The sequence below is a fragment of the Psychrobium sp. 1_MG-2023 genome, from assembly GCF_030689115.1.
GTDB lineage: Bacteria > Pseudomonadota > Gammaproteobacteria > Enterobacterales > Psychrobiaceae > Psychrobium.
Map to the genome: position 1 here is coordinate 59,181 of NZ_JAUYVJ010000010.1, position 22,902 is coordinate 82,082.

22 protein-coding genes are annotated in these 22,902 nt (G+C 40.9%); 10 read left to right on the forward strand and 12 right to left on the reverse strand.

Going from position 1 to position 22,902, the window contains the following annotated elements; translation table 11 throughout:
- Positions 1-71 precede the first annotated feature (71 nt).
- The 5 genes from Q8W26_RS07160 (at position 72) to Q8W26_RS07180 (ending at position 6,820) form a co-directional block, all read left to right on the forward strand.
- On the forward strand, positions 72-1,529 hold the full coding sequence (locus Q8W26_RS07160) for a GGDEF domain-containing protein (RefSeq protein ID WP_101214762.1): 1,458 nt from the start codon (positions 72-74) through the stop codon (positions 1,527-1,529).
- A gap of 85 nt (positions 1,530-1,614) precedes the next feature.
- Positions 1,615-2,970, forward strand: coding sequence for a nucleotide 5'-monophosphate nucleosidase PpnN (gene ppnN / locus Q8W26_RS07165; protein ID WP_101214800.1), 1,356 nt, complete (start codon positions 1,615-1,617; stop codon positions 2,968-2,970).
- Between the two features lie 3 nt (positions 2,971-2,973).
- The gene (xni, locus tag Q8W26_RS07170; RefSeq protein WP_101214763.1) at positions 2,974-3,822 is read left to right on the forward strand and encodes a flap endonuclease Xni; all 849 of its coding nucleotides are present in this window, start codon (positions 2,974-2,976) and stop codon (positions 3,820-3,822) included.
- 27 nt (positions 3,823-3,849) lie between these two features.
- Positions 3,850-5,625 carry an HD-GYP domain-containing protein gene (locus tag Q8W26_RS07175; protein ID WP_101214764.1) on the forward strand — a complete coding sequence of 592 codons (1,776 nt, stop codon included), beginning with the start codon at positions 3,850-3,852 and terminating at the stop codon, positions 5,623-5,625.
- Between the two features lie 187 nt (positions 5,626-5,812).
- Complete coding sequence (locus tag Q8W26_RS07180) at positions 5,813-6,820, forward strand: isocitrate dehydrogenase (RefSeq protein WP_101214765.1); 1,008 nt, start codon at positions 5,813-5,815, stop codon at positions 6,818-6,820.
- Between the two features lie 60 nt (positions 6,821-6,880).
- Here Q8W26_RS07180 and rlmM read toward each other — a convergent pair whose 3' ends face one another.
- From rlmM to Q8W26_RS07195, 3 genes are read right to left on the reverse strand one after another with little or no spacing between them, the layout of a single operon-like run.
- Positions 6,881-7,951: a 23S rRNA (cytidine(2498)-2'-O)-methyltransferase RlmM gene (gene rlmM, locus Q8W26_RS07185; protein WP_101214766.1), complete on the reverse strand. Its 1,071-nt coding sequence runs from the start codon at positions 7,949-7,951 to the stop codon at positions 6,881-6,883.
- Positions 7,948-8,346, reverse strand: a complete 399-nt coding sequence (locus Q8W26_RS07190; RefSeq protein ID WP_101214767.1) for a DUF423 domain-containing protein — start codon at positions 8,344-8,346, stop codon at positions 7,948-7,950. Before Q8W26_RS07190 ends, rlmM begins: the two co-directional genes overlap by 4 nt.
- On the reverse strand, positions 8,339-9,265 hold the full coding sequence (locus Q8W26_RS07195; RefSeq protein WP_101214768.1) for a transcriptional regulator GcvA: 927 nt from the start codon (positions 9,263-9,265) through the stop codon (positions 8,339-8,341). Before Q8W26_RS07195 ends, Q8W26_RS07190 begins: the two co-directional genes overlap by 8 nt.
- 124 nt (positions 9,266-9,389) lie before the next feature.
- Here Q8W26_RS07195 and Q8W26_RS07200 point away from each other — a divergent pair, with 124 nt between their 5' ends.
- On the forward strand, positions 9,390-9,671 hold the full coding sequence (locus Q8W26_RS07200; RefSeq protein WP_101214769.1) for a hypothetical protein: 282 nt from the start codon (positions 9,390-9,392) through the stop codon (positions 9,669-9,671).
- On the opposite strand, the gene Q8W26_RS07205 is transcribed toward Q8W26_RS07200, so the two are convergent.
- The 8 genes from Q8W26_RS07205 to hemA form a co-directional block, all read right to left on the reverse strand.
- Entirely contained in the window at positions 9,668-10,495 is an 828-nt protein-coding gene (locus Q8W26_RS07205; protein WP_101214770.1) for a patatin-like phospholipase family protein, read from the reverse strand. The two genes, Q8W26_RS07200 and Q8W26_RS07205, sit on opposite strands and share 4 nt — an antisense overlap.
- Positions 10,496-10,644: 149 nt before the next feature.
- A complete protein-coding gene (kdsA, locus tag Q8W26_RS07210; protein WP_101214771.1) occupies positions 10,645-11,493 on the reverse strand; it encodes a 3-deoxy-8-phosphooctulonate synthase in 849 nt (282 codons plus the stop codon).
- A gap of 76 nt (positions 11,494-11,569) precedes the next feature.
- Positions 11,570-12,376, reverse strand: coding sequence for a tetratricopeptide repeat protein (locus tag Q8W26_RS07215; RefSeq protein WP_101214772.1), 807 nt, complete (start codon positions 12,374-12,376; stop codon positions 11,570-11,572).
- A gap of 4 nt (positions 12,377-12,380) precedes the next feature.
- Positions 12,381-12,767, reverse strand: a complete 387-nt coding sequence (locus Q8W26_RS07220) for a SirB2 family protein (protein ID WP_101214773.1) — start codon at positions 12,765-12,767, stop codon at positions 12,381-12,383.
- 111 nt (positions 12,768-12,878) lie between these two features.
- Complete coding sequence (locus tag Q8W26_RS07225) at positions 12,879-14,432, reverse strand: DUF3369 domain-containing protein (protein WP_101214774.1); 1,554 nt, start codon at positions 14,430-14,432, stop codon at positions 12,879-12,881.
- Positions 14,433-14,555: 123 nt separating this feature from the next.
- Positions 14,556-15,401, reverse strand: coding sequence for a peptide chain release factor N(5)-glutamine methyltransferase (prmC, locus tag Q8W26_RS07230; protein WP_305472914.1), 846 nt, complete (start codon positions 15,399-15,401; stop codon positions 14,556-14,558).
- The gene (gene prfA, locus Q8W26_RS07235) at positions 15,401-16,492 is read right to left on the reverse strand and encodes a peptide chain release factor 1 (protein WP_101214776.1); all 1,092 of its coding nucleotides are present in this window, start codon (positions 16,490-16,492) and stop codon (positions 15,401-15,403) included. Before prfA ends, prmC begins: the two co-directional genes overlap by 1 nt.
- Before the next feature lie 48 nt (positions 16,493-16,540).
- Complete coding sequence (hemA, locus tag Q8W26_RS07240; protein ID WP_101214777.1) at positions 16,541-17,794, reverse strand: glutamyl-tRNA reductase; 1,254 nt, start codon at positions 17,792-17,794, stop codon at positions 16,541-16,543.
- A 144-nt stretch (positions 17,795-17,938) separates the two neighbouring features.
- On the opposite strand from hemA, the gene lolB reads away from it, so the two are divergent.
- From lolB to Q8W26_RS07255, 3 genes are all read left to right on the forward strand, one after another.
- Entirely contained in the window at positions 17,939-18,511 is a 573-nt protein-coding gene (gene lolB / locus Q8W26_RS07245; protein ID WP_153071508.1) for a lipoprotein insertase outer membrane protein LolB, read from the forward strand.
- On the forward strand, positions 18,508-19,365 hold the full coding sequence (gene ispE, locus Q8W26_RS07250) for a 4-(cytidine 5'-diphospho)-2-C-methyl-D-erythritol kinase (protein ID WP_101214779.1): 858 nt from the start codon (positions 18,508-18,510) through the stop codon (positions 19,363-19,365). The genes lolB and ispE overlap by 4 nt, the downstream gene beginning before the upstream one ends.
- An 86-nt stretch (positions 19,366-19,451) precedes the next feature.
- Positions 19,452-20,399, forward strand: a complete 948-nt coding sequence (locus Q8W26_RS07255; protein ID WP_101214780.1) for a ribose-phosphate pyrophosphokinase — start codon at positions 19,452-19,454, stop codon at positions 20,397-20,399.
- A gap of 79 nt (positions 20,400-20,478) precedes the next feature.
- Here the strand turns inward: Q8W26_RS07255 and Q8W26_RS07260 are convergent, their stop codons facing one another.
- Complete coding sequence (locus Q8W26_RS07260) at positions 20,479-20,964, reverse strand: type II secretion system protein (RefSeq protein ID WP_153071509.1); 486 nt, start codon at positions 20,962-20,964, stop codon at positions 20,479-20,481.
- A 391-nt stretch (positions 20,965-21,355) separates the two neighbouring features.
- Here Q8W26_RS07260 and Q8W26_RS07265 point away from each other — a divergent pair, with 391 nt between their 5' ends.
- Complete coding sequence (locus tag Q8W26_RS07265) at positions 21,356-22,897, forward strand: AbgT family transporter (protein ID WP_101214782.1); 1,542 nt, start codon at positions 21,356-21,358, stop codon at positions 22,895-22,897.
- The last annotated feature ends 5 nt before the right edge of the window (positions 22,898-22,902 follow it).

The window sequence follows — 22,902 nt, forward strand, 5'->3', positions numbered from 1 at the left end:
AACTAATGCATCAGTACGCTACACAAGATATGCTATGAAGTGTAATTTTTTCGATTTAGGTAAGTGGATAAATGCTGATACAGTTTTTCAATGAAATCATTCGACTGAATCAAGGTCAATGTAAAGCATTAGATGAAGAAATGCTTAGACTTCTTGATAACATAAAAGCACAGTCCTATCCTGAAAACGACTTCACTGAACAGCAATTTGCAGCATTAACTCAATTACAAAAAAAGTTAACTAGACGCTTGGAATCACAAAGTGATCAATTATTCTCTGACGTTGATAAAACCACAAAATCGACAGTCCTCTCTACAGAACTACAGCAGCATATCCAACAACAAAGCGATGAGTTTTCACAACAGTTCCAATCAATTAATAGTTCAGCACTGATAAAGCAAATGTCTTTAGTGATCAATCAATATCACCGTATTATTGATGAACTCACACAAACTAGTGCAAAGAGTAAGTTGCAGCCGGAGTTAGTCCAACGGGGTAAACTTAAACTGATCGAGTTAAGTAATGACACTCACTTAAACACCCCTTTTAGATCACAATTACAGGTGTTATCAACCTCTTTTAACAACATCAGCACAACCGATGCGCTCTTTGACAGCTTTGAGCAATTGTTAGTATTAATCATCAAAAGCATTAATAATGATAAAGAAGCGTCTAAATACTTTTTAAAGAGCCTAAATGTTGCATTAACGCACGTTCGAGACGCCGTCACTGACTCAATATCCCTTGCCGAACAATCTGCCGTTACAAGAGCACAATGGGATAATTCATTGTTAGCAACGGTAAATAAGTTAGATAGCACTGTTAAAGAGGCTGACTTACAACAAAACTTACAACTAAAAATTGTTGATGATATCGATTGTATTATTGACTCAATGAAACAAAAAGAAGCATTCGATAATGCTGAGCTTGAAAAGTACAATCAAAAGTTCCACGAAATGGAACGTAAACTTAAGTCCGTTGAAGAAGAAGCGAATCATTACAAATCTCAACTTGATGAGCAACGTTTACTTAACCTTCAAGATAGCTTAACCAAATTACCAAACCGTGCCGCATTAGATCAACGCTTGAAAAGCGAATACACCAAAGCGATACAATATAACCAATCTCTGTGGGTTGTTATTGTTGATATCGACCACTTCAAGCGGATTAATGATAATTACGGTCACCCTGCCGGTGATAAAACACTGCAAGTGATCGCATCTACCATCAGCCGCTCACTACGAGAAAGTGAATTTATCGCTCGCTACGGTGGTGAAGAGTTCGTTATTTTAATCCCTAAAGCAAGTCACACCGCATTAACTGAAATTCTCAATCGCGTTAGGAGAATTATCAAGGCAATACCGTTTCAGTTCAAACATGAGCAAGAAAAAGTATCGATTAGTATTTCGCTCGGCGCAACCAAGGTGCAGCTAGACGATGACGGACCTGAAGCAAGCTTTGAGCGGGCTGATAGAGCACTTTACCGAGCTAAACGTGAAGGGCGAGACCGCGTTATCATCGACTCATAACGCCCCTTCTTTTGCTCCAAATAACCTCCCGCCTTCGCTATGCATGCAATCAGCTATAATTAGAGAAGCGAAAGCCGGAGGCTTTATGATAATAAAAATTAGCCCAAGAGGAAGTCTTGAGCAACTCTCTCAAATAGAAACTGCTAAGATTCAAAAAAACGCCAGTTCAAGGTATTATCAATTATATAGAAAATGTGCGTTAGCGATTCTTTGTTCAGGAATCAAGTGTGATGACGCCCATACAATTCTCACACAATATCCAGACTTTGACATTAATGTCATTACAAGAGAGCGCGGTGTTCAGCTCGAACTGATAAACCCTCCACAGCAAGCATTTGTTGATGATGAAATCATTATTGGTCTACAAGAGCACTTATTTTCTGCGTTACGTGACATTGTCTATTTAAGTGACCACTACTATATCGATCCTCACTCCCCTGATTCCAAGAGCCAAATAATCACCAATCGAGTCTTCCGTGGCCTACGCAATGCAAAGTTAATCACCGATCCAATCGATCCTAGTATTGTCGTGTGCTGGGGAGGCCACTCTATCAGTGATGCTGAATATCAATACACTCGTGATGTCGGTTATGAGTTAGGGTTGCGTCACTTAAACATTTGTACAGGCTGCGGGCCCGGAGCCATGGAAGGCCCTATGAAAGGAGCCACTATTGGTCATGCCAAGCAACGTGTTGAAAAGCCGCGCTATATCGGTTTAACGGAACCATCGATCATTGCGGCTGAACCACCTAACCAATTAGTTAATGAGTTGGTCATAATGCCCGATATTGAGAAACGATTAGAAGCATTCATTCGAATAGGCCATGGTATTATTATTTTCCCCGGAGGCCCGGGTACGGCTGAAGAATTATTGTATTTACTCGGAATTTTATTAGACGCTAACAACGAAAACTACCCTTTCCCCTTAGTACTTACTGGACCCAAAGAGAGCAAAGATTACTTTGCTAGTATTGACCGCTTCATTAATGATACCTTAGGTAAGCAAACCAAACAGCTATATCGCATCATTATTGACGATCCAAAAAAAGTCGCTCGCGTAATGAAACAAGGAATGCTGCAAGTCCGAGACTATCGAAAACAGCGTGATGATTCCTATCGATTTAACTGGGGGTTAAACATCCCTTTAACCTTTCAAACGCCTTTTATTCCGTCGCACAGAGCTATGTCACAGCTTAAATTGGATCGAATGCAAAGCGCACAAGATTTAGCTTCAAACTTGCGTTGTGCATTTTCCGGAATTGTTGCAGGAAATGTAAAATACGATAGTATAAAAGCCATAAAGCAACACGGGCTCTTTCAACTCAGTGGCGACCCTGAACTAATGAAGAAAATGGACCAATTACTCAGTGCGTTTGTGGCACAAAATCGAATGAAGTTACCACATACCGATTATCAACCTTGCTATGAAGTATTAAAATAATTAATGACCAATACCCCACAAAATTACTCTCAGTGTAGCGCTAAGCCAGAGCCGTCACAATCTCGGCACGGTCACTCAACGCATCTAGTCGTCATCGATGCATTAAATTTAATTCGCCGAATTGATGGCGCTCTGCGAGGTTTTAAAAACCAAGGTTCTTTAGATAAAGAACAATTAATTGGCTTGACCAAACAAGCATTATCTAAACTCATCAGAGGGCATCAACCTACACATATTGCCGCAGTGTTTGACGGAGATGGTAACAATTGGCGTAAACAGCTATACCCTGAATATAAAGCAAATAGAAAACCTATGGATCCGTCCCTCGCCGCTCTATTACCTGAGATTATTCAACAATGGCAACAACTCGGTGTCATGTCACTAACGACCGCGCATGAAGAGGCCGATGATCTGATAGCGACACTAAGTTATAAAGTGACTAAACACCAAGGCCGCTGCACTGTAGTGTCCACCGACCAAGGCTTCTACCAACTACTACCGCTAGGTGTCGCGATATGGGATCACTTCGCAGGGCACTGGATAAACCAACAAAATATCCAACAGAAGTTTTCAATTTCTGCGATACAACTTCTCGATTATTGGGCAATTGTGGGCCAAAGTGGTAATAAAATCCCTGGCGTCGCAGGAATGGGTCCAAAAGCTGCATTAACTATCCTGAAGCAGCATCAAGATTTAAAAACCGCTTTTTCAATCACTCAAGGGCAAGACAAGCAGTTGCTCAAGTTGCAGCAAAATAAACATCAAGCACAATTGAGTTATCAATTAGTCCGCCTAAAACAAAATATTAGTTTAGGAATCAACCTACAACAGTTAAGATATACAGCTAAATAGCTACCTTATGAAGGGACCGCAACCAGTATGACACAGCAAAAGGAACAGTCTCTTGTTCCCGAAATATTGCAACACCAGCAGCAGTTAGATCATATTCTAACGATCTCCACGCGCGATGTGTCTTCGGTCAATAGTAAGAAATTAAATGCTCATTTAACTATTTTCAGTGATTGGCTATGGCACTTAGCCCCCGATAATATTGATGCCGCTCTCGGCTTTTTACTTCACCAAACACAGCCTGTATCAGCGGCCTGCGACACAGCTTTTAAACGAGCAGTCATCACCAGAAAGTTAGCCGAACAATTAAAGTATCATGCTTACTATGCACAAAACCTCATCAAAGCTTCCTTGATACTTGATCTGGGACTGAACCTCAACGGGGTTAACCTCAGTGAAAAACTGCGTGCCCATCAAGCCTTAACAACACAAGAAAAGAAAGTTCTACATCAATCACCAATAATTAGCGCTAACTTTTGCCACAAGCAAAAGCTATTTGATACATCGATTATCTACGGTGTCATGGAGCATAAAGAACGCCTTGATGGTAGTGGTTACCCTAAAAGAAGATCGAATAACCAGTTACGAAGGGAGGGAAAATTACTCGCAATTGTACACAGGGTGTGTGAACTGCTAACGGCCACAGAGAAACGTCCAGCTTATTCGATCAAACAAGCCTTAGGCTACTTAGCTAAGCATCCACAACACTTTTGCTCTGATATATTACGTCACGTGGTCGTCACGTTAGATAAGCCACACCCAGCTATGTCGTTAAGAATTGATAAAAAAACTGCTGGATTAATTGAGTCGATCGATTATTTAGAACAAAAAGTTCGCTACTTTACTTATCAGATCGAACACCCCCTAGAGACATTAGCCGAGCAGGTTCAAATTGCAGAGATAAATAAGACACAACAGTATTTTATTGAACCCCGAACCTTTTCCACTAAGACATTAACAACCTTGTTAGAACAACATAATACGCAGCATGTTGAAGATAACAGTGAGAAAACCTCCCGACTCCAACCGAGTATGACACTACAACGATTACTCGATTGCAGCGCCCAGGCTCAACCGGATCAAGCTTTAATTGAAGAGTACCTAAGTCAATTACCAACACTGGGGGAGTCTTTTGTTAATACATTAACCACGCTTTACCCCAATAGCCAATTTAACAGCAGTTTGCACGCCTTCAAAATGGCTGGGGCAAAGCAAGCTAGGCCACTGTTAAGTCAGCTCGCACTACAAAACCAACTTTCAGAGTATTTCTTTCCTGCATTGCCATCGTTAGATCATAAAGTTACACATGTGATCAAATTATCACGAGAAGTTGCACAATACGCGCGCAATATTGAGCCTAATCAATTAGCAATGTTTAGCTTGATTAATTTGGCCCCTCTTTATTTTGAGCGTAAAATTCATCAATTACCCGCCCGTTCCACTGTCGATATCACTGCGTGTTATCTTCATCATGGCTTTAGTTTATTTGGTTTAAATAATAGCCAAATGCAAGTAAAAATTGCCACTGCGTTAATAAAGCACTGGGATAAGCGAGCGACAAATTTAAATGCACTTCGAGCACTTTCGACACAACCAGCTAAACTTTCGAAACAAGAACAAGAACTTATCGATGGTTATCAACTAGCTCTTTTACTGACGCACCACACATTCCACGGTGTGTCGTTACAACATAAACAACTCAAGCAGAAACTCGCCCTAACCTGCCGTACTCTATCTATAAAAAAACTCGAACTAACTCAGTTGATTAACTTCTCGCTCGATCTCCAGCCAATGTGTGAACTGTAGTAAGTTTTCAAAAATTTCTTTGCCTATAATCAAATTGATTCATTATATTTGATACAAATTTGTTATACTTACTTAGATTTTAATTCTTCCATTTTTACGTCCACATAAGCGCAAAAGCTAAAAAAGATAATGGACGCCATTGTTATACGCAATATTACAATGGAAAACACAAGACAAAGGTAACAACATGACTCAAACTACGATCACTGTCATCCCTGGCGACGGTATTGGCCCAAGCATCATCGACTCTGCAATTCAAATCTTAGATAAAGTGGGTTGTAACTTTAATTACGAATATGCAAAAGCAGGTTTAGCGGCATTAGAAGAAACTGATGAGCTATTACCGCAAGCAACATTAGATATGATCGCTAAAAACAAGGTTACTCTAAAAGGCCCATTAACAACTCCAATCGGTGCTGGCTTTACTTCAATTAACGTTAGTTTACGTAAGCAATTTGGCCTGTACGCTAACTTACGTCCAGTTCGTTCATTTGAAGGAACAAAAGCGCGTTACGAAAACATCGATATCATTACTGTTCGTGAGAACACTCAAGGCATGTACTCAGGTTTAGGCCAAGTGATGAGTGAAGATGGTGCAAGCGCTGAGGCAATGAGTGTTGTAACTCGTGAAGGCGCAGAAAAAATTGTTACTTTCGCTTACGAACTAGCACGTAAAGAAGGTCGTAAAAAAGTAACCGCCGTTCATAAAGCGAATATCTTAAAAACAACATCAGGTTTATTCCTTGAAGTTGCTCGTGAAGTGGGTGCACGTTACCCAGAGATCGAATCAACAGAAATGATCGTTGATAATACCTGTATGCAATTAGTAATGAACCCTGAACAGTTTGACGTTATCGTAACAACTAACCTGTTTGGCGATATCCTATCTGACTTATGTGCAGGTTTAGTCGGTGGCCTTGGTATGGCTCCAGGCGCTAACATTGGTGAAGATGCAGCAATCTTTGAAGCGGTTCACGGCAGTGCACCAGATATTGCAGGTAAAAACTTAGCAAATCCAACATCGGTTATTCTTGCGTCAGTTCAAATGCTTGACTATCTTGGTATGGCTGATAAAGCTGAAAAAATCCTTAACGCATTAAAAGATGTAATCGCAACGGGTGACCGTACTACTCACGATCTTGGTGGTAACCACGGTACAACAGACTTCACGGCAGCAATGCTAGAGCGTTTATAATCAATGACCTGAATATAAAAGAGCCGCTCATTAGCGGCTCTTTTTTATCTTCGCATCAAACTATTGTAACAACTCAATAGAGACTGTAACTTCTTCACGGTCATGATATAAATGTTTACATTGCAGCTTATATCGCAAGCCTGCTTTTCGTAATTTAGATTCAATCAGCTCTAAACATTTGTACACTTCAACAAAACGTTTTTTCATCGGTAACTTTAAGTTAAAGATCGTTGCACGACACCAATCCTTAATTAACCAGTCAGACATTAAATCAGCAACCATGATCGGTTTTTCAACCATATCGCAAATCATCCAATCAACCGTTTTTTCGGGCTTAAATTTAAAACCGTCTTCCATGAAATGAGTCACTTGTCCCGTATCCATTAAGGATTGTGCCATCGGCCCGTTATCAATCGCGCTAACGAATAAGCCACGACGCACCAATTGGTAGGTCCAACCCCCAGGGCACGCTCCTAAGTCCACACCAGTCATGCTAGGACGCATGCTCGAGCCCTCTTCTTGCTGTTGTGGTAAAAAGAATAAAATGGCTTCCTCGAGTTTTAACGTCGAGCGACTCGGTGCATCACTAGGAAATTTTAAACGAGGGATTCCCATAAAGAATGGCGAGTTATTATCAGAGTATGAATAACCTAAGAAACCGTTACCTGAGTCAAGCATCATCAAATGCAGCACCGGCTTTTTGGGCTGTTCTTTTTTAGTTAAACACCCTTGCTTACGCAATGCACCACGCAATGGCACGGTAAATTTACGACAAAAACCAAGTAACTCTTTCGCTTCGTTAGTGTCTGGTGTTTCGATACGAATATCACCACATAACGGTAGCTTATCAGTTGAATCTAGAATGGCTGAAACGCGGTCAGTAGGCGGTAAATCTTGAAGCTTTGCTACAACGACAAACATTTGGCGAGCAAAGACAAGCTTATTAAATGATAGTGTTTTAGCTAATAGATCCGCCTGTGCTAGATCAGGGGTGATGTAATTGACATAGCCCGAATTGTCCGCCACGACACAATAACCATAAACTTCTTGCTCTGTTGCTAACTGCTGAATCTCACCAGCACATTCTTTTTCAAAGCCTCGGCGGCAATAAAGTAATAAACCATTATTCATTTCGATTCTCTACATAGCGTTCTGGCTGCTACTAACAAGCCAAGCCAAGCCACAATAAATGTCATTCCGCCAATTGGCGTTAAAAAGCCGGCAATTTTAACGCCAGTAAAGGCAAATAGATACAGCGTATAACAAAATAAGCTTATTCCCAGCGCAAATAAGATGCCGCATGTGAGCCAAATAACGCGTTTCGTATATACAAAGCCAAAAACACACGCGAGCATGGCTAATAAGGCGTAATAATGGTGCTGATTGGCTTTGTTAAACACATCAACGAGTGCCGCTGATTGCTGAACTTTCTCAGCATGACTCGCGTATGCAGCAAAAGCGGTAGCAAAGGCTCCATTTAAACCAGCAAACATCATCAACATGCGGGTGACACGATGGCTAGTCAAGATGGGCTCCTACAGGCATCTTATTACACGCCTCTTCCTGTTCAAAAAGATCTAACATCCATTCACGAAATGCTTTGATCTTACCTAACTCACTCTGATTGGTCTCGCTTACAATATAATAAGCGTTCTTACTTAATAGGAATTCTTCAAAGGGGCAAACCAAACGGCCCGCTTCAATCTCAGGACGAGCTAACACGCTATAGCCTAACGCAACCCCTTGGCCATAAATTGCAGCTTGTAATACGAGTGATGACAAACTAAAAATCGGCCCTTGATTTACATTAAGCGAGGTTGCACCAACTTGCCTGCTCCAGTTTTTCCAATCTTTACGGGATAAATCATGCAGTAACGTATGATTGGCTAAATCATGAATCGAGTTTATCGGTTTTGGACCAGTGAGTAGCGCAGGTGAACATACGGGAATCATATATTCATTACGTAGTTTATCAGCGCGTACTGACGGCCAATTACCACGGCCATAATAAATGGCGACATCGACATCATCGGTTAAAAGCCCCTCATCTAAATCGATCGCTTTAATTCGAACATCTATTTCAGGATGCAATTCACTAAACTTAGATAACCGCGGCACCAGCCATTGAATGGCAAAACTTGGCGCAGAGGCAACAGTTAAGGCACCACTGGCGGTTTTTGACAATAGTTTTTCTGTGGCATCAGATAATGAAACAAAGATATCTTTTATATCAAGAAAGTAGCTTTGCCCTTCCTCTGTTAATAGCAAGGTTCTATTTTTTCTTCTGAATAACTTAATTGATAGGTTATCTTCTAATGCCTTGATTTGATGACTAACTGCGGCCTGGGTCACAAATAATTCTTCAGCCGCTTTGGTAAAACTTAAATGGCGAGCAGCTGCTTCAAAAGCTTTTAACGCATTTAATGGTGGTAATCGCCTTGACATGCAGGCCCCTACTATTTATTAGTTTTTCTAATGCGAATTATTACATTTTATCGTTTGTTACCGCAACTTTATTTGATTACATTATCGCCATTAACAGACATTAATTATTCAATAAGGAAACAACATGAACCCCCTCAAAAACGCTAGCCTTGTAATTTTTTGCTTAACACTATCAGGTGTTGCAAGTGCTAATAGTGATGCACAATTACAAGAAAATTCTTCATTGAAGCAAGGAGAAGTTCAAGCAATGCTAGCTCATGAGATTCAGGACAATGTTGATTACCTAAAAAGTACAATATCATTTGAGCAGCCACTACTAGTTAAACCAACAGCAGTACTAAGTCGCTCAACACGCCTTGCTGCATCTAACTATATGCCAAAGCGCGTAATTAAGGCGACTCCTTAATTATATTCTTTTAACTTAAGAGGCAAAATGTTGGTTGTTGTATCATAGCCAGCTAAAAAAAGTGCTCTTTTTTGATCGCTATCGAGATTGAACTGTACGGGGGAGCTCTTCCCCGTATTGATTATTAAAGTGCTGTGCCAATAGTTATTGTTGATATATTCGCGAGAAATCGTGGTTAAAAATGTACGGATTAACAAAGTAACGTAGTCCGTGACAGGAAATAGACCTCCGGGTCGAATATCTTCATATTCGTGCTCTCCCCGGAGTCTAAAGCAAAGAACAGGCGTACCATCTCCGGCCCAATCGCGATGTAATGCATCTTCAGATAAAATACTACCATCAGCCATTAAGCGGTTACCATAAGGTTTAAAACTAAATAACAGCGGAATAGACATCGAATAACGTACAGCCTTTGAAATCTTAAAGTCAGGTGTGCGCTCACGGTCAAAGATAACTGGTTTACTGCGCCGAACGTCTGTAGCGACAATATGAAGGTCTTTTTCTAAGTCAGCAAACGTTTTATGATCAAGCATATCGTCAAGCCAATCTTCTAGCTTGTTGCCGTTACATAAACCACCATCCTTAATTAGCGATAAGATTGAAAACCCCCTAAATTGGTTAAAGTCGGTATCCATTGCTGCTTGCTTAATCTCATCAAGAGGCATTCCTGTTGCATACATGCTTGAGATAATACTGCCACCGGAGACACCAACAATATGCTCTATCGTTGTATCCATTTCCTCTAGCGCAGTGAGAATCCCTATATGTGCTGGTAGACGTGTTCCGCCGCCAGCTAGAATAGGAACCAGTGTATGATTTGCCATTTTAACCCTTAAGATAGATTCTCTCTCTTATAAGTATTAAACCTAGCAGGCGATTTTTCCACTTTAAGGGTAAATAAACTAAAAAGCTCCAGTAACCTTGGTAAAATATCACCAACGTTACTGGAGCTTAATGCATAATAGAGAGCTAATTAACCTTGAGTATCAATTACTTCAAATGATTTCACTAACTCGTCAACACCTTTCATTTGCGCTAAGAAAGGTTCTAAGCGATCAAGAGGTAAAGCACACGGACCGTCACACTTCGCTTGCGCTGGATTAGGGTGTGATTCTAAGAATAAGCCACCAATACCTTGACTCATACCAGCTAAGCCTAATTGGGTCACTTGAGCGCGACGACCACCTGCACTATCGCTACGACCGCCTGGTTGTTGAAGAGAGTGAGTTACGTCAAAAATCACTGGATAACCCATTTCTTTCATAATACCAAAGCCCAACATATCAACAACTAAGTTGTTGTAACCAAATGAAGTCCCACGTTCACATAACATCAAATTGTCATTTCCCGCTTCATTACACTTCGTTAAGATATGTTTCATTTCTTGAGGAGCTAAGAATTGGGCTTTCTTGATATTTATAACCGCGTTAGTTTTAGCCATCGCTTCTACCAAGTCCGTTTGACGAGATAAAAATGCTGGAAGTTGGATTACATCAACGATTTCAGCAACTGGAGCAGCTTGAAAAGGTTCGTGAACATCAGTAATCAACGGGACATTGAAGGTGTTTTTAATCTCTTCAAAGATCTTTAACCCTTCTTCCATACCGGGACCGCGGAATGAATTGATTGAAGAGCGATTAGCTTTATCAAATGAGGCCTTAAATACGTAAGGAATACCAAGTTTACTTGTTACTTCAACATATTTTTCAGCCACTCTCATCGCCATATCACGCGACTCTAAGACATTCATCCCACCAAATAATACAAACGGCTTATCATTTGCAACGTCGATATTACCTACTTTTATCGTTTTCTGTTCCATCATCATTCCTCTATATCAATATCAAGAGTCATTAAAATAACTCCTAACCTAATTACTGAATCGCAGCCATCACTTCCTAATGAGTTACAACGGCTTGATTTTCTAACTGCGTTAAATGCAATTTAAGCACATCCGTATTAGGATGTTCAGGGCAGTTCTCAATGAAAAACGCAAAGTCTTGTGCCGCACCCACAAAATATTCTAGTTGCTGTAAGATAAAGCCTCGCTCCATGATTAAGTCTGGATCATCAGGTAATAATCCTAATAATAATTCACTTAATAATAACGCCATTTCGAAGTCATCTTCTAACATGCAAGCCTGTTTAAGGCTGACAAGAAAACGTTTTTTAACCGTTAACTCATCGGCAATAAGTAAGTGCTCATCTTCTAAAGTGACATGGTCGCCTAAATGGCCACGCACAAGGCACTCTAAATAGTGATGATCAATAACATCACCATTTAATGGATCAATAAACTGCCCTGGTAACACGTCAATCTCGAGAATAAACGGGCCAGGAAAATCGATGATCTGATGCGAAATATTTAATGACGTCAACAAGTGAGAAACAAATAGGGTTGACAGTGCATTATTGCCGACACGGGACTCAACAAAATGATAAATGCTATTACTTTTTATTGAGAAGTAGTCATTTTGATCAATCTCAAAATCCCACTCTCCATAAAATAGTTCCTTAAACTTTTCCCAGCGTTGCTCTTCATCAATTACATGATCATTGAGTGCAGCAACCTGACCCAACAACTGCTCCAGCAGTTGTTTGGTTTGGATCAATTCCTGTTCGTCGCACAATGGCTGCGATGTCAACGTGAGTACTTCATAAAAAGTTAAGCTGTGAATGTCGGGTAATTCGTCTCTTAGTTGCACTGGGTTACCCTAAAATCAACGCCTGTTTTAAAATAGCAAGTTTGGCAGCAATCAACACCCAACCAACAGCACCAATACTCGTTAAAATACGAGTTTTAGTCGTTGTTGCACGGTACAGTGCAATGTAAGCTAAGATAATGTAGGCAATAATACAAACAACTTTTTCAGTGACCCAATGATCAACGAACGGGTATTGGCCGATAATGACACAAAGCGTTAACGCTGAGGCAAGCAAAAATGTATCTGCAATTCGCGATGTCATTTTTGCCCAGCGCAACTGATGAATGCTTTTGTTAGCAAACATTAAACCAGCACGAATAATAAAAAATAACACGCTAAACGCAACAAGGCTTAAGTGAAGGTGTTTAATCGGTAAGTAAAACTGTTCCATGAGGATATCCACATCTTAATTTAGTTGCGGACATTTTACTGACTTTACACTAGATTGCTAATTTACAGCTCTCAAATTAGTACAACCGACATTAATTGCTTAAAAAAAACACTAATTAGGGTACTTTTTAAGAATAGCTAAAAAGTCATCGATATTAGTTAAGAACAGTTCCACTAGAGCTGGGTCAAAGGCCGTAGCACTATTATCTTTGATATAATTGATACAGAAATCTAGCTCAAAAGGCGGTTTATAACAACGCTTGCTATACAGGGCATCGAAAACATCAACTAACGATACAATCCTTCCATAGATATGAATATCCTCTCCTGAGAGTGCATTAGGGTAACCTTGCCCATCCCAACGTTCATGATGTGTCAGTGAGATAATAGCTCCCACTTGCAAGATCAAGCGATTAGAGTCGTGCAAAAGATCATGCCCTATTTGAGCATGAGTCTTCATCACCTCCCAGTCTTCGCCTTCTAGTTTCTCTGGGGTATTAAGTACAGCATCGGGAATTCCGATTTTACCGACATCGTGTAACGGCGATGCTAATTTCAGTGTACGCACATCAACTGGGTCTAAACCATATAAATTACCAAGGAGTTCTGAAAATAGTGCGACACGCTTGAGATGATTCCCCGTTTCTTTAGAACGGGTTTCCAACGCATTACCTAAGCGATAAACAATTTCTCGTTGGGTGTTTTCAATTTCTTGATTCAGTAAAATATTATCATAGGCAATTTGAACATTACGAGAAAACAGCTCGATTAAATGGCGATCATGTTGACTAAGCTCAAGGGGGATGCCGCTAATAAACATGAGTGTCGAAAATTGTTGGCTGTCTTTACGGTAATAAAAAATATAGTCATCACCGAAAAGCAACTCATTATTTTTTTGCGCTTCATCGTAAAGTGGTAATAGGGCTTCAGGTAGTACATTATTCACCGACTCCCCTTCGGTCCCGGAAAAATCGCCTTGAGCGGCAACAACGGTTAAATTAGCTTCACCAACATTACCGTCTTGTCCGTGCTCTTCTGCAACCAATGAACTGAGTTCGAAACAATGTTTACCCCGTGAAAATATAGCGTTTAGTTGAATGAGTAAACCATCAATAAAGTGATTCATCGAATGAATAGAAAACAAATTACATGACGCGTCAATTACGCGTTCTAACCCTTGTCGGTTAGACTCAATCGCTGTTAAATCACGATATGAACGCAGTGCAGCTACAACAGTGGTAAATAAGCGCTGAGAGGTCAGTTCTGTCTTGGATTTATAATCGTTGATATCATAAGTGACGATCACATCACGTTCGGGAGCTTGGCCTGGCTGACCTGTACGCAATACAATACGCACTAATTGATTATTAGCTATTTCACGAGTAAAACGCGCAACTTTTAGTCCTGCATCATCAGTTTCCATGACGACATCAAGTAACATCACCGCAATTTCATGATCTTCAGTAATAATTTTTTCTGCTTCAGCACCACTATAGGCACTGATAAAATCTAATTTACGACCTTGAAACTCAAAGTCTCTTAAAGCAAGTTTGGTGACGGCATGAACTTCTTCTTCATCGTCAACAATTAGTAACTTCCAACTTTCAAGGTGTGACTCACTGACATCGTCATCTTGTGACTCATCGGCGAAAATAAATTCATCCATCGTCCATCCCTTAATTCAGCCAAGCATTGGTTATAAATTATCAGGTTAATACCTATTAAGGATAGTAAATTTATGAACTTTTTAGAAAAAATATGGACAATAAATGGAAAAAAACAACTGAACCTAGCGCAGGCCAAGCGTTACACGGTCTAGGCCAGCAAGGTCTTGTAACGTTATTACTTGATTAAAATGATGACTTTCTAAAATACTTCGTACTGCTTTTCCTTGCTCAAAGCCATGCTCAAACAGCAAAATACCTTGTGGCTTTAAGAAATGAATACTTTGTTTGGTAATATCAATGATATCTTGCAAACCATTATTTGCTGCTATCAATGCACTATGCGGTTCAAAGCGTACATCACCCTCGACTAGGTGAGGATCGCTCTCATCAATATAAGGAGGGTTTGAAACAATAAAGTCACACTGTTGTAGCCATGATTCATCAATATTAGTTAGCCAACTTGATTGAACAAAACTAACGTTTGTAAGTGCTAACTTATTCTGGTTAGTTCGAGCTAGAACAACAGCCTCATCACTATAATCGACACCAAGTATAGACCAACTCGGTTGTTCTGATGCTAGTGCTAATGCAATAGCACCAGTGCCCGTGCCCAAATCAATTCCTCGAGCGTGCGGTAATATGACGCGATCTAATATCGTTTCAACTAAGAGCTCGGTTTCTGGTCGAGGGATTAAGGTTGACGGCGCAACGGACAGTGGTAATGACCAAAACTCTTGTTCACCTACTATATAAGCAATGGGTTCACCACTGATACGGCGCTGTAGTAGCACCTCAAAGGCGGCCAACTGCTCAGGAGTCAGCTTTTTGTCTGGCCAAGTATAAAAAAAACTTCGTTCGACACCTAACACTGAACTGAGTAAAACCTGTACATCTAAAACGGCACTATCACTCTCGGGTAAACGTGCCACACTTGATGAAACCACTTCAGAAACAGTGTTAGTGCTCACTATCTATTCTCTTCTGATAGTGCAGCAAGTAAGTCAGCCTGTTGCTCATTCAGTAACGGCTCAACGACAAGGTCTAAGTCTCCCTGCATCACATCACCTAGGCGGTAAAGTGTTAGGTTGATACGATGATCACTCACGCGGCCTTGCGGGTAGTTATAAGTACGAATACGTTCACTACGATCACCACTTGCCACTAAACTACGGCGTGTTGATTCTTCTTCAACGCGACGTTTCTCATCTTCAGCCTGCTGTAGGCGCGAAGCAAGTACTGACATCGCTTGGGCACGGTTTTTATGCTGCGAGCGCTGATCCTGACACTCAACCACGGTTCCCGTTGGTATATGGGTAATACGAATAGCAGAGTCAGTCTTATTAACGTGCTGCCCCCCTGCACCTGACGCTCGGAAAGTATCAACTTTAAGATCGGCAGGGTTAATGTTAATCGCTTCTGCCTCTGGAATTTCAGGCATTACAACTACAGTACAAGCGGAAGTATGAACACGACCTTGTGATTCGGTCTCAGGAACACGTTGTACACGGTGACCACCCGATTCAAATTTCATGACGCCGTAAATGCCTTCACCAGAGATTTTAGCTACAACCTCTTTAAAGCCACCTTGCTCAGCTTCGTTTGCATTCACTAATTCAATTTTCCAACCACGATTTTCAATGTAACGGCTGTACATTCTGAATAGGTCACCAGCAAAAATAGCGGCTTCATCACCACCCGCACCAGCACGAATCTCAATAAACGCATTACGATCATCATTTGGATCTCGTGGTAATAGTAAGATTTGTAACTCACCTTCGATTTCTTCGATGGCCGCTTTTGCTGCTTTAAATTCTTCCTGTGCCATTTCACGCATATCAGGATCGTCATCTTTAAGCATCTCTTGAGCCATTTCGAAGTCACTTTGTGCACCTTTATAGGTATTAAAAGCTTCGATAACAGGGCCAAGCTGTGAGTACTCTTTATTTAAAGCACGAAATAAATCTTGATTGGCGATTGTATCAGGGTCGCCTAACGACGCCTCTACTTCTTCATGACGCTCTTGTAAGCCTTCAAGCTTAGCGTAAACCGTTGGTTTCATTATTCTGTTTTCTCATATTTAAAGCACAGGGCTTTATACTTAACTTAATTATTGTACGCCATTTAGCCCTAGCGCATTGGAAATTACCGCTAGCTTATCATGCTCTCCTGCATGACTGGCACTACTCATTGCACGGGTTGGGCAATGAATCAGTTTATTGGTCAGTTTATTGGCAAGCTCCACCATCACTTTTTCAGCATCGGCGCCTTGTGAAATTTTTTGCAGTGCTTTATCTAATAGCTCATCTTTAGAAGCAAAACTTTGTTCACGATATTGTTTAATATAATCAATCGATTTTAGAGAACGGGTCCAAGCAATAAATTCTTGCGCTTGCTCTGTCGCAATAAGTTCAGCTTCATCAGCAGCCGCACGACGCGACGCCATGTTTTGTTCGACTATACCCTGAAGGTCATCAACCGTGTAAAGATAAACATCGTCCAACTCACCTACTTGAGCTTCAATATCTCGTGGGACAGCAATATCAACTAACAGCATCGGGCGATGACGGCGCGTAGAAATAGCGCTTTCAACCATCCCTTTTCCTAAAATAGGTAAAGTACTCGCGGTAGAGGAAATAACAACATCAGCTTCAGCTAAATGCTCCGGAATCTGCGCTAAGGTGATGGCTGTGCCGCCAATATCTTGCGTCATTGATTCGGCACGAGCTAAGGTACGGTTAGCGATGGTAATATTGGTTACCCCCGCCTCCATTAAATGCTTAGCCACCAGCTCAATAGTTTCACCAGCTCCGATTAATAACACGTTGGTTTGAACTAACTCGGCAAAGATTTGTTTTGCTAAGCTCACAGCAGCAAAAGCAACAGATACTGCATTAGCCCCAATATTGGTGTCGGTACGAACTCGTTTCGCAACAGAAAAGGTACGTTGAAACAATTTATCTAACGTTAGAGCAAGTGAGCCAGAAGCCTTAGCAGTTCCATAAGCCTGCTTAATTTGGCCTAAGATTTGTGGCTCACCTAGAACAAGAGAGTCAAGGCCACAAGACACCCGCATTAAATGATTCACGGCCGCAACATCTTGGTGTAAATAAATGCTCTCTTCTAAAGCACTACGTTCAACCTGATGAAAAGTAACTAACCAATCAATCAGTTGCTGTGCTTGCATGCCATTACAATAAAGCTCGGTACGATTACACGTTGAAACAACCACAGCTTCGCTACCGTTGTTTAACGCTTTCAATTGCTGTAACGCCTCGACCATCTGGTCAGGCGAAAACGCAATTTGTTCACGTAACTCAACGGAAGCTGTTTTGTGGTTAATACCTAAGGCAACTAGAGACATTATTGGCTTCGACTAAATCATTAAAATATATTTATGAGAGCGAATTTTACATTAAAGCAAGGGCTAATTGAAAGCGACTCTAGTCGCTAAGTGAAAAAGAAGCTACTCTATAGCCTATCTATATCAAATTATTAGACCTTAATCTTGCTTAAACGATTACTATTCCTATTTATGGCATTAAGCCTTAGCGGTTGCAGCACATTTATTAAACAGCCCCCTATTGACGGTCCAATCACCCAACAATGGCAGTTTAATGGTAAATTCGCTATCCGAACCCCACAAGAAACTCAATCGGCAAAAATTCATTGGGCCCAATTAAACCAGCAATATGACATAAACCTCTATACCACTTTAGGTATTACGGTAATGAAAATTACTGGTAATGATAACTTTGTTGAAATTGATGGTATTGGCGAAGAGCCCATAACGGGCACGTCAGCAGAACAATTAATTTGGCAATTAACACGTTGGCACATTCCTGTCAGCCAATTGCAATGGTGGGTGCAAGGTAAAGTACCATACGGAAGTAATATTAATTACAATAAGTTAGGCCAAGTCACAGACGCAGAAATCATTGATAACAATGGGCAAACATGGCAATTACGCCTTGGGAAATATCAATCGGTTGATGGCAAACAGCGCCCCTATACAATTGGCTTAACCCAAGATAGACTCTTTTTAAAACTTGCAATAACAAAGTGGCAAATACAGCAATGAACACATCCCAAACTTGGCCATCACCAGCCAAATTAAACCTTTTTCTTCATATCACTGGTCAGTTAGATAATGGGTACCACAGCTTACAAACCACGTTTCAATTTCTAGATTATGGTGATGAACTGACTTTTATAGCCAATAACGATAGTAAGATATCAATATACCCTGGTGTTGAAGGTATTAACGACGAAGATAATTTAATCTATCGCGCCGCAATGTTATTAAAGCCCTTTGCAAGTATTAATGCTGGGGTAGACATCACCTTACATAAAGTCTTACCTATGGGCGCAGGCCTTGGCGGTGGCTCATCTAACGCAGCAACAACCTTAGTGGCTCTTAATCATCTGTGGCAAATCAATCTCTCGACGGCTAAGTTAGCTTCGTTAGGGTTAAGCTTAGGTGCGGATGTGCCTATTTTTGTCCATGGTTTTGCCGCCTTTGCCGAAGGCGTAGGAGAAAAACTAACGCCAGTTGAGCCGGAAGAACCGTGGTACTTGATTATTTGGCCAGGTGTTCATGTCAACACAGGGGAGATATTTTCATTACCTGAGCTACCGCGTAATACGCCAACATTAACCTTGGAGCAGTTATCAAGTGCAAGTTTAGGTAATGACTGCGAACAAGTGACAAAAAATCGCCATCCTGAGGTTGCTAAGGCCCTCGACTGGTTGATAGAATACGCCCCAGCAAAAATGACAGGGACTGGCAGTTGCGTTTTTGGTCAATTTGAGACTCAGCAGGCAGCAGAGGCTGCGTTGCAAAAATTACCAAAAGATATGCATGGATTTGTTGCAAAAGGCATTAATCAATCGCCACTAGCCACAAAATTAGCTCAGCTTACTAGCCATCATTGATGCAAAAAATTACTGTTAGCTTAAATAATTAAGTTAATGAAACTGGCGGATTCACACCGCCCACCAAACCAACGCCTGAGGTTAACGTGCCTGATATTAAATTGTTTGCCGGAAATGCCATTCCTGAACTAGCTCAAAAAATTGCTGACCGTCTTTATCTTAAACTAGGTAAAGCGACTGTTGGTCGTTTTAGTGATGGGGAAATTAGCGTACAAATCAACGAAAATGTACGTGGAGCAGATGTATTCATCCTGCAATCAACGTGTTCGCCAACGAACGACAACTTAATGGAATTATTAGTAATGGTTGACGCACTTCGCCGTGCTTCTGCTGGCCGTATTACTGCTGTGATTCCTTATTTCGGTTACGCACGTCAAGATCGTCGTGTGCGTAGTTCTCGTGTTCCAATTACAGCTAAAGTTGTTGCCGATTTCCTATCTAGCGTTGGTGTAGATCGTGTTTTAACTGTTGATTTACACGCAGAGCAGATTCAAGGTTTCTTCGATGTACCTGTAGATAACGTTTTTGGTACACCAGTATTACTAGATGACCTACAAAAACGCGACTTCCACCAGCCAATCGTTGTATCTCCAGATATCGGTGGTGTAGTACGTGCTCGTGCACTTGCTAAACTATTAGATGATTCTGATTTAGCAATCATCGACAAGCGTCGCCCACAAGCGAACGTAGCACAAGTGATGCACATCATTGGTGACGTTGAAGATCGTGACTGTATCATCGTTGATGACATGATTGATACCGGCGGCACATTATGTAAAGCGGCTGAAGCACTAAAAGAGCACGGTGCACGTAAAATTTACGCGTACGCAACTCACGCCGTATTCTCTGGCAGCGCTGTTGAAAACGTTCGTAACAGTGTAATCGATGAATTCATCGTTACTGACTCAATTCCTCTAACGGAAGAGATGAAAGCAACAGGTAAAGTTAAGATCCTTTCTTTAGATAGCATGATGGCTGAAGCCCTTCGTCGTGTATCTAACGAAGAGTCTATCTCTGCGATGTTTGATTACTAATTTTATTAGTCATTAAGCAAACCAAAAAAGGAGCCTGATGGCTCCTTTTTTATTACCTAAATATAATCTCTTGTTAAGATTAACAGGCTGTAAGTACTATTCGGGGTGGAGTAGCTATATCTCCGGCCTGCCTATAATCTACAGTACACTTTTCATTAAGCGTTGTAGGAGTGTTTTCCCCTCTATAGACAATAAAATGTCCGCCAATGATAACACTTTTAAACTCTTCATCTAAGTCAATCAATACATCCCAGCTGCCGTTACTCCCTGAGTAATCAGCAAGGGGGTATCCATGCTTTATGTCTAAAATGACTCCGTTTATCTCGACATTAACTCCCGGCATGCGTCTTAATTGTTGGTTGCCTTTTATACTCGATTTTGCGTGAACCATCATCATCGCATTCTCTATTGCCGCTTTAACTTTCAATAGGCTTGCATTTTCTGAGTCCGACTTAATGTCAATAAACTTTGGCGATACAGCCACAACCAACAAACCTAATACAATGATAATTATTACAAATTCAATCAAAGAAAATCCACAATTTTTTCTCAAAATACCTCTCAAAAACTAACTACATTATGACCAAGAACTTCACAATGAGCGCTTAGTGTCTAAAAATGCCCTAGTATATAACCAAATTCTTGCTGTGAAAATATAGATTAAATCGTATATCTCATACGTCAGATTCACTTATAACAGCTCCAACATCATTCTTTAATACTAAATACTCCCTGACTTAGAACAAATGTAAGCGTTTGGCCGCACCTAAAAAAGCATAAATGAACATATTTTTACCAGTTACCTCCAAGCACTTGCAGTAAAACGTTTTAGCCTATTTACAGCAATGTGGTGACTGTTTTTATCTCTTTTATATCCTTTAGTCTTAATTTTTGCTTTAATTAAGCAAAATTAGTAAATCGCTAAACATTTTAGCTCAGTAAAAAGGAAAAAGAGTATGAGTTCAACGACCCAGAAACCTAGAGCAGTCGATAGGTTTCTCAACAGTATTGAAAGGGTGGGTAACGCCCTCCCCGATCCAGCTATTATCTTCTTATCGGCAATGCTCATCATTTGGGGGCTATCAGCGCTGCTATCGCAATACACTTTCGGTGCTATTGACCCGCGAACTGGTGAAGCTATCATCGTTCATAACCTGTTAACCGGAGACTCTTTAGCTGGCTTCTTAGCGGGCATGGTTAAAACCTTCACCGCTTTCGCGCCTTTAGGTGTTGTGTTAGTTGCTATGCTTGGTGTCGGTGTCGCTGAACATTCTGGCTTTATTAACACGGGTCTTAAGCTGATGCTAAAGCGCACTCCAAAAGCGCTATTAACGCCATCGATCATTTTAATCGCGATTGTCAGCCACACAGCAACCGACGCGGGCTATGTATTAGTTATCCCATTAGCAGGGGTTATCTTCTTTGCCATGGGCCGTCACCCACTGGTTGGTATAGCGGCAGCTTTTGCTGGGGTAAGTGGCGGTTTTAGTGCTAACTTTATTCCATCAGGCATTGACCCGTTACTGCAAAGCTTCACCCAGAGTGCGGCACAAATCATTGATCCTGAAATTGCGGTCAATCCGTTAAATAACTGGTTCTTTACTTCCGCTTCAAGCATCTTTATTGTGTTATTAGGTTGGTATATCACTGATAAAATCATTGAACCTCGCTTAGCCAAAACACCGATCGATGGTGACACTTCAGATTTACCGACTTTTGATGAAATCACGTCAAAAGAACGTAAAGGCTTTTACTTAGCTTCTTTTGTCATGGTAGCCGGATTGGCACTATTAGCGTGGGCGAGTTGGTCAGCCGACTCACCATTGCGTGGTCCAACGGGTTCACTTGCTGATTTTAAAGCACCATTAATGCAATCAATTGTTCCGTTAATCTTCTTGCTATTTTGGATTCCCGGTGCCGTATATGGCTTCACGGTTGGAACCTTTAAAACCAGTAAAGACATGATTGACGCAATGAGTAAATCAATGGGCAGCATGGCTTATTACATTGTAATGGCTTTCTTCTGTTCATTGTTTATTGCGGCATTCTCACAATCAAACTTAGGTGCTCTATTAGCCATTGAAGGGGCAGAAGTATTAAAAGCTATGGCACTACCAAGTGCAGTGACTGTTGTTGGTATCATCTTCTTAACGGGTTTTGTTAACCTATTCGTTGGTTCAAGTTCGGCTAAATGGGCATTATTAGGCCCAGTATTTGTACCAATGTTAATGCAATTAGGTATCTCACCTGATTTAACTCAAGCGGCTTACCGTATTGGTGATTCTAGCTCGAACATTATCACGCCATTAATGCCTTACTTTCCACTAGTCGTTGTTTACTGTCAGAAGTATGTGAAGGACACAGGTATCGGTACGTTAATCGCACTAATGCTACCGTTCTCTATTGCATTCATGATTGGCTGGACAATCTTCTTATTAGCCTATTGGGCACTAGGTATTCCACTAGGATTACAATCTAGCTATACCTACGGGTTGTAGTTAAG

Excerpts from the sequence above, each read along its gene's own strand:
- Q8W26_RS07175 (WP_101214764.1), top strand. The coding sequence starts at position 3,850 with ATGACACAGCAAAAGGAACAGTCTCTTGTTCCCGAAATATTGCAACAC.
- Q8W26_RS07220 (WP_101214773.1), bottom strand. The coding sequence starts at position 12,767 with ATGGAACAGTTTTACTTACCGATTAAACACCTTCACTTAAGCCTTGTT.
- kdsA (WP_101214771.1), bottom strand. The coding sequence starts at position 11,493 with ATGGAACAGAAAACGATAAAAGTAGGTAATATCGACGTTGCAAATGAT.
- Q8W26_RS07160 (WP_101214762.1), top strand. The coding sequence starts at position 72 with ATGCTGATACAGTTTTTCAATGAAATCATTCGACTGAATCAAGGTCAA.
- Q8W26_RS07265 (WP_101214782.1), top strand. The coding sequence starts at position 21,356 with ATGAGTTCAACGACCCAGAAACCTAGAGCAGTCGATAGGTTTCTCAAC.
- Q8W26_RS07205 (WP_101214770.1), bottom strand. The coding sequence starts at position 10,495 with ATGGCAAATCATACACTGGTTCCTATTCTAGCTGGCGGCGGAACACGT.
- hemA (WP_101214777.1), bottom strand. The coding sequence starts at position 17,794 with ATGTCTCTAGTTGCCTTAGGTATTAACCACAAAACAGCTTCCGTTGAG.
- Q8W26_RS07200 (WP_101214769.1), top strand. The coding sequence starts at position 9,390 with ATGAACCCCCTCAAAAACGCTAGCCTTGTAATTTTTTGCTTAACACTA.
- ppnN (WP_101214800.1), top strand. The coding sequence starts at position 1,615 with ATGATAATAAAAATTAGCCCAAGAGGAAGTCTTGAGCAACTCTCTCAA.
- Q8W26_RS07195 (WP_101214768.1), bottom strand. The coding sequence starts at position 9,265 with ATGTCAAGGCGATTACCACCATTAAATGCGTTAAAAGCTTTTGAAGCA.
- ispE (WP_101214779.1), top strand. The coding sequence starts at position 18,508 with ATGAACACATCCCAAACTTGGCCATCACCAGCCAAATTAAACCTTTTT.
- prfA (WP_101214776.1), bottom strand. The coding sequence starts at position 16,492 with ATGAAACCAACGGTTTACGCTAAGCTTGAAGGCTTACAAGAGCGTCAT.
- rlmM (WP_101214766.1), bottom strand. The coding sequence starts at position 7,951 with ATGAATAATGGTTTATTACTTTATTGCCGCCGAGGCTTTGAAAAAGAA.
- Q8W26_RS07180 (WP_101214765.1), top strand. The coding sequence starts at position 5,813 with ATGACTCAAACTACGATCACTGTCATCCCTGGCGACGGTATTGGCCCA.
- Q8W26_RS07225 (WP_101214774.1), bottom strand. The coding sequence starts at position 14,432 with ATGGATGAATTTATTTTCGCCGATGAGTCACAAGATGACGATGTCAGT.
- xni (WP_101214763.1), top strand. The coding sequence starts at position 2,974 with ATGACCAATACCCCACAAAATTACTCTCAGTGTAGCGCTAAGCCAGAG.